The sequence below is a fragment of the Haloarcula sp. CBA1122 genome (genome assembly GCF_009741785.1).
GTDB lineage: Archaea > Halobacteriota > Halobacteria > Halobacteriales > Haloarculaceae > Haloarcula > Haloarcula hispanica.
Genome location: NZ_WPCB01000007.1, coordinates 1 through 13,865 on the forward strand (window position 1 = coordinate 1; position 13,865 = coordinate 13,865).

The 13,865-nt window shown below is 64.5% G+C and carries 15 protein-coding genes; 5 read left to right on the plus strand and 10 right to left on the minus strand.

The window, feature by feature from the left end:
• Positions 1 to 420 (plus strand): hypothetical protein (locus tag GJ630_RS04270; protein ID WP_191449437.1); only part of this gene is annotated, 420 nt, incomplete at its 5' end.
• A 207-nt stretch (positions 421 to 627) separates the two neighbouring features.
• Here GJ630_RS04270 and GJ630_RS04275 read toward each other — a convergent pair.
• The 3 genes from GJ630_RS04275 to GJ630_RS04285 form a co-directional block, all read right to left on the minus strand.
• Entirely contained in the window at positions 628 to 861 is a 234-nt protein-coding gene (locus tag GJ630_RS04275; RefSeq protein ID WP_008308192.1) for an HTH domain-containing protein, read from the minus strand.
• 312 nt (positions 862 to 1,173) lie between these two features.
• A complete protein-coding gene (locus GJ630_RS04280; RefSeq protein WP_050036983.1) occupies positions 1,174 to 1,989 on the minus strand; it encodes a winged helix-turn-helix domain-containing protein in 816 nt (271 codons plus the stop codon).
• A 68-nt stretch (positions 1,990 to 2,057) separates the two neighbouring features.
• Complete coding sequence (locus GJ630_RS04285; protein ID WP_050036984.1) at positions 2,058 to 3,662, minus strand: FAD-binding domain-containing protein; 1,605 nt, start codon at positions 3,660 to 3,662, stop codon at positions 2,058 to 2,060.
• Between the two features lie 142 nt (positions 3,663 to 3,804).
• Here GJ630_RS04285 and GJ630_RS04290 point away from each other — a divergent pair, with 142 nt between their 5' ends.
• Entirely contained in the window at positions 3,805 to 4,317 is a 513-nt protein-coding gene (locus GJ630_RS04290; protein ID WP_050036985.1) for a hypothetical protein, read from the plus strand.
• Positions 4,318 to 4,376: 59 nt separating this feature from the next.
• On the opposite strand, the gene GJ630_RS04295 is transcribed toward GJ630_RS04290, so the two are convergent.
• Genes GJ630_RS04295 through GJ630_RS04325 form a run of 7 tightly spaced genes read right to left on the minus strand, consistent with a single transcriptional unit; the run spans position 4,377 to position 11,285 of the window.
• Positions 4,377 to 4,910 (minus strand): hypothetical protein, encoded by a 534-nt coding sequence (locus tag GJ630_RS04295; RefSeq protein ID WP_044952001.1) that lies wholly within the window; start codon positions 4,908 to 4,910, stop codon positions 4,377 to 4,379.
• On the minus strand, positions 4,907 to 5,311 hold the full coding sequence (locus tag GJ630_RS04300; protein WP_191449438.1) for a hypothetical protein: 405 nt from the start codon (positions 5,309 to 5,311) through the stop codon (positions 4,907 to 4,909). The genes GJ630_RS04295 and GJ630_RS04300 overlap by 4 nt, the downstream gene beginning before the upstream one ends.
• Complete coding sequence (locus GJ630_RS04305; RefSeq protein WP_191449439.1) at positions 5,304 to 6,008, minus strand: hypothetical protein; 705 nt, start codon at positions 6,006 to 6,008, stop codon at positions 5,304 to 5,306. The genes GJ630_RS04300 and GJ630_RS04305 overlap by 8 nt, the downstream gene beginning before the upstream one ends.
• Positions 6,005 to 6,451: a hypothetical protein gene (locus GJ630_RS04310; protein WP_014041146.1), complete on the minus strand. Its 447-nt coding sequence runs from the start codon at positions 6,449 to 6,451 to the stop codon at positions 6,005 to 6,007. Before GJ630_RS04310 ends, GJ630_RS04305 begins: the two co-directional genes overlap by 4 nt.
• Positions 6,444 to 7,169 carry a hypothetical protein gene (locus GJ630_RS04315; RefSeq protein WP_014041147.1) on the minus strand — a complete coding sequence of 242 codons (726 nt, stop codon included), beginning with the start codon at positions 7,167 to 7,169 and terminating at the stop codon, positions 6,444 to 6,446. The genes GJ630_RS04310 and GJ630_RS04315 overlap by 8 nt, the downstream gene beginning before the upstream one ends.
• A complete protein-coding gene (locus tag GJ630_RS04320; protein ID WP_371726949.1) occupies positions 7,166 to 9,058 on the minus strand; it encodes a type II secretion system F family protein in 1,893 nt (630 codons plus the stop codon). The genes GJ630_RS04315 and GJ630_RS04320 overlap by 4 nt, the downstream gene beginning before the upstream one ends.
• The gene (locus tag GJ630_RS04325) at positions 9,048 to 11,285 is read right to left on the minus strand and encodes a type II/IV secretion system ATPase subunit (RefSeq protein WP_191449440.1); all 2,238 of its coding nucleotides are present in this window, start codon (positions 11,283 to 11,285) and stop codon (positions 9,048 to 9,050) included. Before GJ630_RS04325 ends, GJ630_RS04320 begins: the two co-directional genes overlap by 11 nt.
• Before the next feature lie 377 nt (positions 11,286 to 11,662).
• Here GJ630_RS04325 and GJ630_RS04330 point away from each other — a divergent pair, with 377 nt between their 5' ends.
• The 3 genes from GJ630_RS04330 (at position 11,663) to GJ630_RS04340 (ending at position 13,815) form a co-directional block, all read left to right on the plus strand.
• Entirely contained in the window at positions 11,663 to 12,184 is a 522-nt protein-coding gene (locus tag GJ630_RS04330; RefSeq protein ID WP_014041151.1) for a hypothetical protein, read from the plus strand.
• 83 nt (positions 12,185 to 12,267) lie between these two features.
• On the plus strand, positions 12,268 to 12,945 hold the full coding sequence (locus GJ630_RS04335; RefSeq protein ID WP_014041152.1) for a helix-turn-helix domain-containing protein: 678 nt from the start codon (positions 12,268 to 12,270) through the stop codon (positions 12,943 to 12,945).
• 96 nt (positions 12,946 to 13,041) lie between these two features.
• On the plus strand, positions 13,042 to 13,815 hold the full coding sequence (locus GJ630_RS04340) for an SDR family oxidoreductase (protein WP_014041153.1): 774 nt from the start codon (positions 13,042 to 13,044) through the stop codon (positions 13,813 to 13,815).
• Positions 13,816 to 13,865: the final 50 nt, after the last annotated feature.

A 13,865-nucleotide genomic window follows, 5' to 3' on the forward strand; every position in this document is an offset into this window, starting at 1 on the left:
GGCCGGGGCGTCATCACGTTCACCGACGGCGTGCCGGTGCTGGCCTACCACACCGGCACGGACCGCGGCGGTCCGCCGGCGCTCGCGGACCTCGCCATTCCCGGGCCGTACCACGTCTCGTTGTACACGCTTGACGCCGCTGACCTCGAATCGGCACACGAAGCAGCCAACCTCCGAGTCCCACCCGGGATGCCCGCCGAACGGCTGGGCGGCGACCCGGCGCTGGCCGACAGTACGCGACGGGCGGCTCCCGACGAGCGGCTGCCAGCGATGGGCGACGGCGACGCGGCAGCAGCCGAGGACGGAACCACCGAACAGAGTGCCGTCGAAGCGTTCCTCGACGATGCCGAGAAAATCGAGGCCATCAAACAGCAGGCGCGCTCGGAGGCCCGCGAACGTGCTCAGCAGTGGGAGTTCTGAATGGTCCCGCTTGCGTGGGGTTCTATACAGCCAGCCATGAGATCAGTCTGCTTTGCTACAGGTCTTCAGTGTGTCCGTCGTGACACGGCCCCAATCCCACTCCAAGAGTAAACCGCCTGACGGCACCGTCGCATAGTTGTAGCGATGTACCGATCTGTGTCGACTCCGAAGTCGGTACTATCGGGAAATAGTCGACAACAATCCGCATCAATCCGCTCGCACGGGGATCCACCACACCCGCGACCGGCCCCCGACTTTCTTGCTCGTGATATCTGTCTCCGATTCGAGGTCGTGGAGTTTGTTCAGCGCAGTCCGTCGCGAACAGCCGAGTCTGTCCGCCACCTCCGACGCCGTGAGTGGCTCCGCGTAATCGTTTCGGTGTCTGAACACCTCGATAACGTCCGATTCAGTGTACTGAATCTCCCGTCCAGGCGGAGACATACTTCTGTCAACGATTGCCACATACTTATACTGTCGGCTATTATTTCATTCTGGGTGAAAGTATAGAAACACAGCCCGTTGTTGTCGCAAAACGAACCCGGACGTCGGATCAGAATAGCATGAACGTTCTAAGCTGTTACAGCCCCTGTAACATGTGTTGTGTCCCGAAACAGTTACAGCGAATAAGTATAGGCCCCCACCGGCTATACCATGCTCCGGGGATACGCCATCCCGCCCTCCAGTGAGTGCTGGCGCGCCGACCAGTGCTCCCTTCGGCCCTTCCACACCGGATTCCATCCGTGAGCGACTGGATTATTGCTTGTTTTCTTGCACCGACAGGACCGATTCAAGCGGCTGTGACCGCGCTCTGTATCGGTCGAACACCGTCTCAGCCCAGCTATACACCGCTGTGGCGTCGGATTCGGCTATTGCCCGGACGTTGTTCCGATCGTCGTAGGCCGCCAGACAGACCCGCGAGCGGTCCAGTGCGAGGCCGATATCAAGCGGAGTATCGTGGACGTACGTGTCGATGTTCTCGTGTTCGACGCCTCGTTCCAGCGCGTCTGCGAAGTCCGACGCTGACCGTTCGAGGACGCTGTGATCGATGATGAACTCGATACGCGTCCCCGTTTCGAGCAGGTCCACCGCGACGTCGTTGAACACCGATGTAACGATCGGCGAGATGGCCCGAACGTCGCCGTCGACCTCGTGCAGCCAGTCCGTGAACCGATCAATCGCGGCCAGCGGGTTCTGTTCGGAACTCGTCGTGAGACAATCGGGGTCTAACAGCTCCGCCGGGAGATCCGCCGCGATGGAACCGAGGTGGGCTGCCAGCGGACCGACCGCCCGAGCCCGTTCGATCTCGCTCATGAGTGCCGTGTACTGGTCCAACACCCGCTGTCCAGTCACCGTGAGCCGGTACTCGCCGTCCCGTTTGACGACCCACTGCCGCTCGGAGAAGCCCGCGAGTATCCGCTGGATCGTGGTCCGAGTCGCGTCCACCGCATCGCACAGATCGGTGGGCCGTGCCGGACGCTCCCGGAGCTGGGCCAGTACTGCGAACCGCTGTGGTGACCCAGTAAGGAACTGGCAGTCCTCGAAAACGGTGTCGTCCGGACCCTCCGCCATTGGATACGTCTGCGTGGGCAACCGTCTTAGCCTCTTTGGCGTTTGGCAACACTGAACGAATTGTGGAGCTACTCGTCGCCGAACGAGCCGAGGGTGCTTTGGGTCCCGCCGTCTTCCGCGCCGTTCGACGCATCCGTCCCGTGTTCCGCGGCGATGCGTGCAGCGGCTTCGCGGCCGCCGGAGAAGGAGGCACGGCGCGCAATAGCCGAGTCCTGCAGGGCGTCGGCCGCGTCAGCGCGGACCTCCTCGTAACGCCTGCGGAACGCCTGTCTAGCCGCGTCGTAGTCGACGACCGGGTGCGGGTAGTCTTCGCCAATGCTGACGCCACAGGACGCCTGTACGTGGACCGGCGTCCCCTCGGGCCGGTCGAGGTACTCGTCGGGGAGCGAATCGAGTTCGGGCACCCACCGACGAATGAACTCGCCGTCCGGGTCCTGGTCACGGACCTGCTTTCGAGGATTGTACAGCCGGAGCGTCGGTTTGCCGATCAGTCCACATTGTGATTGCCACTGTGTGTAGTTGATCGCCGCCGAGGCGTCGATGAGATGGTGGTAGAACCAGTCCGCGCCGATCCGCCAGGGCTGCTGGAGCAAGTGGTAGTAGACCGAGGCACACATCGCCCGCATCCGGAAGTTGAGCCAGCCCGTCTCCTTGAGACACCGCATCGACGCGTCGACCATCGGGAACCCGGTCCGTCCGTGCTTCCAAGCGGCCACCAGATCGGGGTCATACTGTGCCGTGTTGAACCCCTCGAACACCGGGTTCACCGCCGTATCGAGCCAGCCGGGCCAGTCTTCGAGTTTCTGTTCGTAGTGTTTGTTCCAGAACAGCCGCGAGACGAACATCTCTTTCCCGCGGCCGTCGGGCGCGTGGGCCTCGATGTACTGGATGACCTGCCGCACGGAGAGACAGCCGAAGGCGAGGTACGGCGAGAGCCCGCTGGTCCCGTCCCGCGCGTCCGTCGGCGCGGAGATGTTCCCCGGGTAGTCGTCGATCCGCTCGGCGAACGCAGACAGCCGTTTGCGTGCTGGCCCGGTTCCGCCGCGCGGCACCGCAGATTTCGACGGCGTGAGGTCGTAGTGTTCCTCAATCGTGCTGATGTCGATGCCGCTATCGAAGCTCCGAGAGGTGACCGTACTCGGGTCCCAGTCGTACTGGTCGGCGGAGAACCACGCCGACACGTCGTCCTGCCACCCGTTGCGGGTCTCCGCTCGGTCCCGAACCAGCCCGTCGCCGTCGACGAATGTGACGCCACACTGTTCCCGAACGCGGCGGTCCCGCTCCCGGCCGTAGCGTCCGGTGGGAACGGCCATCGTCACGATGTCCCAGCCGGCCTCGCGGAACCGCCCCAGCACGTCCACCGGGTCCCCGTGGGCGTAGGTGAGCCCGCGGCCGGTCACAGTGTGGTACTGGTCTGCGAGGTCGGCCAGACAGTCGTGCAGGAAGCGGATACGGCTGTCACAGGCGAGGCCGTCCGCGCCGTAGAACGCCGGGTCGAACACGAACAGCGGGAGCATATACTCGGACGACGCAGCCCTCGCTACCGCGGCCTGATCGCGAATCCGAAGGTGTTCGCGATGCCAGACGACTGTGCCGGATACATCGCTCTCAAGCGTCGGAATCGCGTCCTGTCGTGGCGCGTCCAGCGTCTCGTCCGACTCCAGTCCCGGCATACGCGCTATTGATTCGTCATTGGACCACAGGCACCACTGTCTTTCGTCTCTCGAAGCCACAGTGTTCGAGAGGGCAGCCCAGTGGAGTGAGCCGCGGTCGGCTACCAGAAGGGTTACACCGCGAGACCCGCGCTAGTCGATAATGGAATTCGAGTCCACACGCCGACGATTCATGGAACTCGCCGGAGCGAGCGCGACAGTGTCGCTCGCCGGCTGTAACGCCCTTCAGGGAGGCGACAGCGACGGAACGAACACGGGTACAGGGCCACAGAGCCAGAGCGCGGACGCGGACTCCGCGACCGTGACGGTCGTGGTTGAACCGGACCAGACACAGTTGCGGGAACGACAGCAGGAGATCCAATCTGAACTCCAGGCAGGGAATCTCACACAAAGCGAGGCACAGGCGGAATACCGTACCGCACAGGAGAACCTTGGCGAAGACGCAATCAGTTCTTTCGAGGAGCGTGCGACAGCAGACTTCGGTCTCACTGTCGACGATTCTGTTCCCGAAGCGAGTGCGCTGTTGGTCACTGGCCCACCAGCCGGCCTCATTGGTACCCTTTCAATCGAAAGTGTCACCGGGATCCTCTCGCAAGCGACGTTCGAACAGATCCGGTCGCAGGTTCGGACCGAGACGCCGGGTGCGACGGAGTAACGAACGCTACGGACCGTCTCCTGATTTGCGGCGAGGGGTGCAGCTTTTGTTCCGGACTCTCACCACGAGGACCGACCGCTGGTCTCCAGAACCACGGTGACGGTGGTTTCGCCGCGTTCGGTCGTCGTCGTCACGTCGAAGCCGACGGCGAGGACGTGCGTGCGGCCGACCCGGTCCTGAGCGACGACGCCGCGGTCGGCGACGCAGTCCCCGAACTGGCGGTCCGGCCCGGACGGACAGTTCGCGTCTTTCCACTGCCGCGTTGCAGTGCCGTTGTAGGTTATATTGTAGTGAACACCGTCTTCGATTCGGGAGGTCTGGAGTCGGTCGAGCCGAGGCTGCAACCCCGTCCGAACGGCCGTCACTGCCGAATCGTTCGCGGCCCAGGCGTACTGGCTCGGGATGGACGTGCTCTCCGTCGCGACGGCTCGCTCAAGCACCCGAAGCGCGTCAGCAGACGGGTCGTCGTCGTAGTCTGCCGTCGCCCGAACGTCGTCGTGATAGCCCAGTTGGAGTGAGGCGAGCACGATTGGGACCAGCGCTACAGCGATGACCGTGGCCGCAACGAGGACTAGCTGTCCGCGCCGGGTCATGTGTACCACACGATGATTTGGACACTCCCGTGTCCCGTCGGCACAGTTGCGGTCCCAGTGCTGACGCCCTGTGGCGTCGGTGTTCCGACCGCTCCGTGCGGTGTTTCGACCCGGAAGAGGACGTTGTCGGGCAGGATACGGGCGACCCGGTTCGAAAGCGCGTCCCGTTCGCGGTCGAACGCCGTCGGACTCGACACGATCTCCTGCAGTCGCGTCGCTCCGCTGTGTCGCGGCGGGTCGTTAGCCAGCAGCGCCGCCGTATCGGAAGCGTAGGCGTCGAGCTGTGGCCCCTGTCGGTCCGGCGCTGGCGTCCCCAGGGCAAACCCGAGCGCGACGCCGAGAATCAGTACTGTCCCGAAGGCAACTTCCACGAGCGACAGCGGCAGCTGGGCTCTACGCATCGACGGTCACCACCAGGGTTTCCTTCGTCGACCGCGGGGCATCGTAGCTGACGGTCACGTTCCCAGGTTCGAGTTGCCCGGCCCGCTGGAAGCGCAGTTCCGTCGTCTCGTAAGGGACCAGTGGGACCTCGTAGCTGCCGTCCAGCCCGCTTCGGTTATGCAGGACGACCCGGTCGTTAGCGCGGACCGTCCAGACGGTCGTGGCGGCCGGCGGGTCGATAGTTACTGTGGCCTGCGCGCTCCGGCGAGGGAGCGTCACCGCGTCGGTCGTTGCCAGATCAGGCGTGAGGGTGCGTTGCTCCTGAGACTTGACTACGACGAGACGGCTGATTCGCGTGCCGCCGTGAACCGTACCGCTGCGTGCGATCTCCTCGTCAGCCACCGCGACGCTGACCGCGTACTCACCGGCCGGCGGTGCGCTCCCCTCCAGCGCCGACTGGTCGAAGTCGTCCACCCGAGATTTGTTGAGGACGTTGCTCCGGGCGGCCAGTGGACCGCCCGCCGCGACGAGTCGGTCAGCGATAGCGGCGGCGACCCGACGCTCGTCGGGGGCCCTGTCTGCGCCGGCAATCGCGGTGTCGGCCATGGCGACACCCAGTCCGGTGACGACGGTCAGCAATACAAGCGCGATGCCCAGCGCTGGTAGCGACGTCTGTGCGCGAGTAGAATGGTCACAGCGACGGTTCGACAGGGTCATCGCTCCGCCTCCAGTGTCACCGTCACGCTCCCCCGTGTTCCGGAGACAGCGACGACGGTCGGACTGCCGCTCTGCCACTCGCCTTCGAAGGTATCGACTCTGTCGGGCAACAATGGCTGTGTTCGGCCGCCGATTTCGGGGTCGGGATGGTCGAGGACGAGAGCATCCCCGTCAGTCCGGATGCTGTATCCTGCGCCGTCGATGGTCTCCGGCAGCGAAACCCGAACAGTGGCCGAGACGGCCCGAGCATCCGGCGGGATAGCCTGCTCGACGCGGGCCGTGGCTTCGGCGAGCGTTCGGTCGCCGAGTTCCGCCCCAACGGCGGATTGGTACGCTGGGACAGTGCCGCCGTACAGCGTAGTCGTCACTAGTCCGATGTACAGCAGCACCAGTCCCATGCTCAGCAGTTTCTCGACGACGGTGCTGAGCGCACGGTTATCCATGCCCCACCTCCGTCCGCATATCGTGGCGGACCAGATACAGCGTCCGGCGGCCCGGGAACGTCGCCACGACGCTCTGAACGCCGTCGCCGTCGATATCCCTGACTCGCGTGGTTGCGCCGACACGCTGGAAGGACTCGGTAAACGGACGGGGCGTCTCCGTCTCGATAGCCACGCTATAGTTGTCGGCCGGGAGCCGTTCGCGTTCGTGGCTGACGTTCTGGCGGATATGTGCGGAGACGCCGCCCGTTCCGGACACCGTGCCGCCGCTGGCGTTGACGAGCGGTGCACCGACGATGACCGCCGTGTCGTCCCGCGTCGCCGTCACCGGCGGGTCCGATTCGAGCCAGGCGTTGCCCGCTGTCCCGCGGACGACACTGCCCCCGAGAAACCGAACGCGGCTGTCGCCGGAGTCGTACACTATCGCGTCGATGGGAACCGTCCGCTGAACTCCCGAATCGTTGAGGACTCGGAGTTCCCGCTCCGCAGTGGTCAGCCGCCCCGCAGTAAACCGGACGCGAGCAGTCTGGTGGCCCGTCTGCTCGACCGGCCGGAACGTCGTCTCGAACGTGTTGGCGACGCGGGTCTCATCGGCAGTCGCAGTGTGGCCGTCGACGACGGTCCCGACGACAGCCGTCAGTCCACCGAGCGCGACGACGGTCAGTCCCAGCAGCAACACCACGCCGACGACGTGTGACTGAGCGTCGGTGTCGGGAATCAAATCAGACCAGCCCCCGCGAAAACGACGTAGGCGACGAGTACCAGCCCCGAGGAGTGTAACAGCGCTTCGTAGACGCCGCGACTCGCCGTGCCGGCGAACCAGCCACAGGCCAGCATCGTCGCCTGCGTGACGACGTAGAACCGGTGTTGCTCCCGGACGGGTTTGATTGCGGTCGGGTCGAAGGCAATGTTCGCGCCGCCCGAGACCGACGACAGTTGCGCGAAGCTATCGAGGACGTAGACGTTGACGGCGACGGTGATCCCGATGACGAGCAGCGCCGTCGTCCAGCCGACCGCAACGTAGACGAGCAGCGCTGAGCGGATGGATTTCCGGAGGTGATAGAGCTGGCCGATTTCGGTCTGGAGCGTTTCGAACACGTCCTCCGCGTCACTCCCCGTATCCAGTGCGCCGACGACCAGCCCGATGGTCTGTTCGGCCATCGGCGTGCCGACGCGGTCGACGAACTGGTCCAGCGCCGCGGCCCGGCGGTCAGCCGCGGCGTCGCCGGGGCTATCGCCCAGCGACAGTGTGAACGCGAGCGACTGGACATCGCTGGCGAGCGCACCGAGTTCCACGTCGTCGGCGACGCGTCGGACCGCCTCTGGAAACGGGCGGCCCAGCGCGACGTGGCCGGCGACGGCGTGAACGAAGTCCTGAATCTCCCTGTCTTTCGCGTCGTCCGCTCTGGCCCGGCGGACCGTCACCACGCCGACGGGGACGCCAATGGTAGCATACGAGAGAAGCGCGACGTTGACCGGACGGTAGCCCAGCGACCAGAGGCCAGCAGCGACGCCGGCACCCAGCGGGACGCAGGCGAGGAGTGCACTCGCAGGGTTCGAGGGGATCGAGGTGAGTATTGCCACGGGACCGTCCGGGAGGCTGTAACTCGGGGCAGCCGTGTTCCGTGGTCGGAGCGTAGCGACGACAAAGGCTGCCAGCAGCCCAGAAGCCATCACGAACGCCGCGCTCCCGTAGACGACGATGGCACGGACAGTCGTCTCGCCCAGCGGCGTCGCAACGGGCTCAGAGAGGCCGGGCGCGAGAATACCCATCACGGTGACGATGAGCACCACGAGCGCCGGCAACACCAGCAACACGACGAATAGCTCCGCAAGCAGTTCGAGATAGCCGGTCGCCCGCTCGTGCTGCCGGCTCTGCTCGTGGGAGAGCAAGCGGCCCTCCATCTCCAGGTACCCCTCAAGCGCCTCGGCGCTCTGGTTCGCGTGTTCACGGAACTTCAGCAGAAACGGTGCAAGCAGGTCCCGTGAAGGGGTTTCGCTAGCGACTCGTTCGATACCGGTGTCGAGACTGCCGGTGAGAATGCCCTGATTGAGTGCGCGCCGGAAGGCGACCGCCGTCTCGCCGTATGCGTCCTGTTCGGCAACGGCGCGGAGCATCTCGCGGCGGTCGTGGGTTCCGGAGGCGAGCACTCTGAGGTATCGGACTGCGCCAGGGAGCGTGGCCGCGATGTCCGCGCGCCGCGCGCTGGCCACCCACGAGAGATACCGGTTCCCGGCGACGAACACGCCCCGCTTGAGCGTGAGTCCAGCGACGGTTCCGATGCCGGTGGCCACGAGAAGTCGAGGGACTTCCGGCAGCGCCAGCCGATTGATGACCGGGAGGCTCTGCTGGAGCACCGCGACGAACGAGTCGAAGGTCCCCGGCGGCACGAGCATCGCTGCCGTGGCGGTTCCGACAACGCCCACAACGAGTGCCAGCCACGACAGCCCGTACACTCTGGCGACGTAGACGCCGAAGCCGGCGCTTGGATAGGCGGCCCGGTAGCGGTCGCGGGTGCTCGCGTGCCGGTCGTCCTCGGCGTGGTGGGCGAACAGAGCGTACAGACCCCGGTCGAGCAAGCCAAGTGTCCCGCCGCCCTCAGTCGTCACCCGTACTGACCTCCAGTTGCGGGTCGTCGGGCGTCCCGGCCTGTCGCCGCAGTCGCTCGACGGTCGCTGCCTCGTTCGTCTCTAAGTCGGCCAGCACGCCGAACAGGTCGTCGAAGTCGGTCACCTCCTCCTGGGCGAGATACTGCACGTAGCGATGGCGGCGGTGGAACGCGTCCTCGACGGCCGACACCGGTTCGTCCCGGAGGTCCGAAAGCCGGTCGAGAATGCCGGTGTCGACCTGCCGCTGCTCGTCGCCGAACTGCGGGTGGTCGTAGGCGAGTTCGAAGCTTCCGTCCGGTCGCCGCCAGCAGACGCTGTTCCAGTGGATGGTCGTCCCGTCCTTGTGTATCGTGCCGCTCCGGTCGGTCCCGGTCTCGACCATCGATGGGTCGTCGACGAACTCGACCACTTCGCCGACGTAGCGCTCTCCGCCGACGTGGCGGGGGAACACGACGAGGTCGATCTCGTTGAGCAGATAGGTCGGCAAGCCCTTCTCGATGACGCGATTGACCAGCGACTCGATATCGTCGGCGTGGGTCGTCCCGAGGACACCGTGACCCGTATTCAACGTCTCAGCGAAGGTTTCGAACGACGCGGCCGTGTTGATCTCCGCGATGACCTCGACATCGGGGTTCAGGTAATTGCACTGTGTCATCAGGTCGGCCATCGTCACGCGGCGGTGGTCCCGCTCGTGGTCTCTCGTGGTGAGCGAGACGCCGGTCTCGTGGGGAATCCGAACCTCACGCGACCCTTCGTCGATACTGATGGGACGGTCCCGATACGGGATAAACGGCATATGCGCGTTCATAAGGGTCGTTTTGCCGGCTCCCGTGGGTCCCGAAAAGAGGACGACCCCGTGAGACTCGTACAGGAGCCACAGCAGCGCGACGAGTTCCGTCGGCAGTGAGTCCCGCTGGACCAGATCGACCGGCGTCATCGCGTCGCCCGACTGTTTCCGGATGGAGATGTGTGGACCGCCTTCGCTAATAGTCGGCAAGGCAACTGCACAGCGGATGGTGTCGTCGGCGTCGTGGAGGCTGTCCCCGTCCGGGTCGATGTTGACCTTCGCGCTCGGGTTCGAGGCGTTGAGTTCGACGCCGTCGTCGGCAGCCAGTTGCGTGACGACGTTGACGAAGGCCGCCTCGGAGTCGAAGGCGAGGTTGGTCGGCACCCGGCCGTCGTGGCCGAGATCGGCGCGTGGGAGGACCTTCACGCGCTCGTCGACGCGGTTCGCCTCGATGTCTTCCAGCGTGTGGTCCCGGATGGGAACGGTGAGCTTTCCGTAGCCGACGAGGTCTCGAAGCACGTAGTACAGCAGGTCGTCGAGGCGGTCGTCGGCGAACCGATGGTCGACCGGCGGCACGGCCAGGTCGAGTTCGGCCAGCGCCGACCGCAGCCGGTAGCGGGCGGCGTCGACCCACTCGGTCGTGTTGCGGACGGTTAGCTGCCGGGCCAGGAGCGAGCGGGCACGCTCCCGCACGAACTCGACACGGTCCTGAACGACGCCGTCGACGCCGGTTTCCCAGACGCGCTCCTTGCACACCTCGATGAGTTGCTCGTCGCCGGGGAGCAGGTCCGGCTCTCGAACCGCGTACTTCGTCGTGAACGGGTCGGCACCGAGGAGATGCTCGCGGTAGACGACGACCGGAATCTCGAAGCCCTGAAAACGGACGGTGTGGCGCTCGACACGCTCGCTCGCGAACCGGTTAAGATACGCCGGGTCCGGGCCAAGGTCAGTCTCCGCCGGAGCGTAATCGTCAGTGTGGACGACGACGCCGTCGTCGGTCACGTCAGCAACGTCGATGCGGGAATCCAGCGCGTATGGGGTCAGGTCGTCGAAACACGCCAGCGACGAGAGCGCATGGTACTCGATTCGACGGCGGCTCGCTGGCGACGCGTCGATCAGTCGGTCGATTACCCGGCGGTGTTTCGCGTCGAACCCCCCGTTCATCCGCTCGACGGCCCCCTCACGCGTCCGCGGTCGCTCGATGTTCGCACCTGCGAAGTGTGATTCGACAGTCGACAGTGCGTCAGCCTCTGCCGCTGAAAGTACCGGATCACGGACATCGTACCGGAACCCGCTGCGTTCCCGTCGGACGGTCACGACGACGCCCGGATACACCTCGTCTTGCTCACGAACGTCCGGCGCGTACCAGGCGTCGGCGGCGTCCGGTGGCGTCGGTGCGGGAACCACCGGTGCGGTCTCCGTGCCAGCCTGTGCGGTCATACGCAGTTTTAAACTAGCTATTGTACTTAAAGTTGTAGACTTAGTTTTGCGGAATTTAATTAAAATATAATCTCCCTATATGGAGAATGTGAGTTGGAGTACAGACCATGAAAACACTCTGTCAGCATAGAGGCATACGAGCACAATAGGGGTGTCTGATAACATCAAAAAACCACTAATTAGGAGATATGATCCCGCTTTCGGGTCCGCTCTCTCCCATAACTCGGTGTTTCGAGATATGCACCAGAATTATCATAACTGTGCCAGCGGATCAGTTCACGTGGATGAAAGGAAAGGAGTCAGCGACGAGCAACGATAGCACAAAATCGGCAACTACCACACGACGACGGCTCCTCAAAGGAACACTTGGCACAGCAGTGACCGCGGCCGCGGTTCCGAGCCTGAGCGGCGTCGCGGCGGCCCACTTCCCGGTCGAGATCACGGTCGACGTCCAGCCCGAGAACGCGGAGAACTTCATCGACCTGTCGGAACACGACACCATCACCGTCGCAGTCGAGCAGTCAGAGTTCGTCAACAGCGACGGGGACAGCGAGACCTTCGACCCCACGGAGCGGGCCGTCCGCTATCGGTTCGGCTCGCGTCTCGCGCTGGAAGACGGCGAGGGGGCGCGTCCCGTCGAGGATGGCGAGATCAGGGAACCGGACGACGATGCTGCGGACGGCCAGGCGTCGCTCGTTCTCACATTCCCAGTCGATGAAATGGGCTTCGATGGTGGGGAGGAGACAGCATGGCTGTACTGGGAGCGGGACGAATCCGGGAACCACGGGTACGCGGGCTTCGATTCCGTGCGGGTGTATCGTGGGCAGCCCGCAAGCCGCTCGTTAATCGAACAGCTACAGCGATTGCTGGGTGGTGAGACAGCGTCCAGTTCTGACTGAGCGGCTGCGAACCGGAGCGGGGCTGTCAGTGCGCCTGTAATCGCAATGCTGGCGACTATATACGTCGACTCCGATGGCACGCTATGGCCATCGTTGCTGAAATCCTCCTCGCGGACGAGACGCTTCCGCTGGTCGGTGTGGCGGACTCGATTCCGAGCGGCGAACTCTCGATTTCGAACGCCGTCGGCCTCGAAGACGGACGACTGCTGCTTACAGTTAGCGTCGACGCTGGCTCCCGCGACGCCTTCGAGCGAGAACTCGACGCGCGGCCACAGATCACCGACGCGGCGGATATCGGGCAGACGGCCGATGGCTGGTTCTACAAGGTGGTCGTCGACAACGCACCGGATCTCATCGCGTCACACGACCCGGAGGAGTTCGAGGGCGTTGCGATGGACGCGACGGTCACCGGCGACGGGATACGGGAACAGAAGGTGTTCTCCGACTACGACGCGTTCAGTGCGCTACGGGACCGGTGTGCGGTCAACGACATCCCGCTCGAACTACTGCACATCGCTTCGGACCCCGAGAACCCCGGGGAACGCGACCAGTTCGGACTCACGGACAGGCAGTATCGGGCGATGTCCGTCGCCCTCTCCTCGGGGTACTACGACTCGCCGCGTCGCTGTTCGACGGCGGAACTCGCCGACAAGCTCGATGTGTCGGCCGCCGCGGCCTCTGACCTCTTGCGTCGAGCCGAAAAACAACTCATCAGTTCGACAGTCGGCCCCGACCAGTTCCGGAACGCGCTCGCACAGTAGCCGCCAGCCTGTGCGACTGCGCTGTTGCAGCCAGTATATAAATGGGCTTATCAGTAAGCAAAGGACGCTCGTGGCTGTCGCACTGACTAAACAGCGATGTCAGACGAATCTGCAGCAGACGATCAGGACGCACAGCGGCTTGCAGGCGACGTGGCGATTGTAACCGGCGCATCGTCGGGAATCGGTGAGGCAACCGCGGAGGCGCTGGCCGACGCGGGCGCGAGCGTGGCGCTGGCGGCCCGCCGCGCTGACGAGCTAGAGGCTCTGGCGGACCGAATCGAGTCGGCTGGCGGGGATGCGCTGGTTGTGCCGACCGACGTGACCGACGAAGACGACATCGACTCGCTGGTCGACGCGACGACCGACGAGTACGGTCGCATCGACATCCTCGTCAACAACGCCGGCGTGATGCTCCTCGAACCACTGGAGCGGGCAGATCGCTCGAACCTCCGGCAGATGGTCGAGGTGAACCTGCTCGGACTGATGAACCTCACCCACGCAGTGCTTCCGGTCATGCAAGAGCAGGAGAGCGGCCACATCGTCAACGTCTCCTCCGTCGCGGGACGCCGGGCCTCGGCCGATTCGAGCGGCTACAACGCGACAAAGTTCGGTGTGAACGCGTTCACCGAGGCAGTCCGGCAGGAAGTGACGACACAGGGCATCCGGACGACGGTTATCGAACCGGGTGCTGTCGATACGGAACTCGCGACACACGTTCCGGACGAGCAGGTGCTTGAGCGGTTCGCGGAGATGGACCTTCCGATGCTCCACCCCGACGATATCGCTCGCGGCATCGTGTACGCGACGAGCCAGCCCGCCCGCGTGGACGTGAACGAACTCCTGATCAGGCCGACCGGGCAGGATATCTGATCGAGGCCGGTCTTGCGAGTGGGAGACAACGGAGAAACGGAGCAGCCACC

What these genes read in the sequence shown, in the direction of transcription:
- GJ630_RS04335 (WP_014041152.1), top strand. Translation starts at nt 12,268, where the DNA reads ATGGCCATCGTTGCTGAAATCCTCCTCGCGGACGAGACGCTTCCGCTG.
- GJ630_RS04280 (WP_050036983.1), bottom strand. Translation starts at nt 1,989, where the DNA reads ATGGCGGAGGGTCCGGACGACACCGTTTTCGAGGACTGCCAGTTCCTT.
- GJ630_RS04285 (WP_050036984.1), bottom strand. Translation starts at nt 3,662, where the DNA reads ATGCCGGGACTGGAGTCGGACGAGACGCTGGACGCGCCACGACAGGAC.
- GJ630_RS04310 (WP_014041146.1), bottom strand. Translation starts at nt 6,451, where the DNA reads ATGGATAACCGTGCGCTCAGCACCGTCGTCGAGAAACTGCTGAGCATG.
- GJ630_RS04325 (WP_191449440.1), bottom strand. Translation starts at nt 11,285, where the DNA reads ATGACCGCACAGGCTGGCACGGAGACCGCACCGGTGGTTCCCGCACCG.
- GJ630_RS04290 (WP_050036985.1), top strand. Translation starts at nt 3,805, where the DNA reads ATGGAATTCGAGTCCACACGCCGACGATTCATGGAACTCGCCGGAGCG.
- GJ630_RS04340 (WP_014041153.1), top strand. Translation starts at nt 13,042, where the DNA reads ATGTCAGACGAATCTGCAGCAGACGATCAGGACGCACAGCGGCTTGCA.
- GJ630_RS04295 (WP_044952001.1), bottom strand. Translation starts at nt 4,910, where the DNA reads ATGACCCGGCGCGGACAGCTAGTCCTCGTTGCGGCCACGGTCATCGCT.
- GJ630_RS04300 (WP_191449438.1), bottom strand. Translation starts at nt 5,311, where the DNA reads ATGCGTAGAGCCCAGCTGCCGCTGTCGCTCGTGGAAGTTGCCTTCGGG.
- GJ630_RS04305 (WP_191449439.1), bottom strand. Translation starts at nt 6,008, where the DNA reads ATGACCCTGTCGAACCGTCGCTGTGACCATTCTACTCGCGCACAGACG.
- GJ630_RS04275 (WP_008308192.1), bottom strand. Translation starts at nt 861, where the DNA reads ATGTCTCCGCCTGGACGGGAGATTCAGTACACTGAATCGGACGTTATC.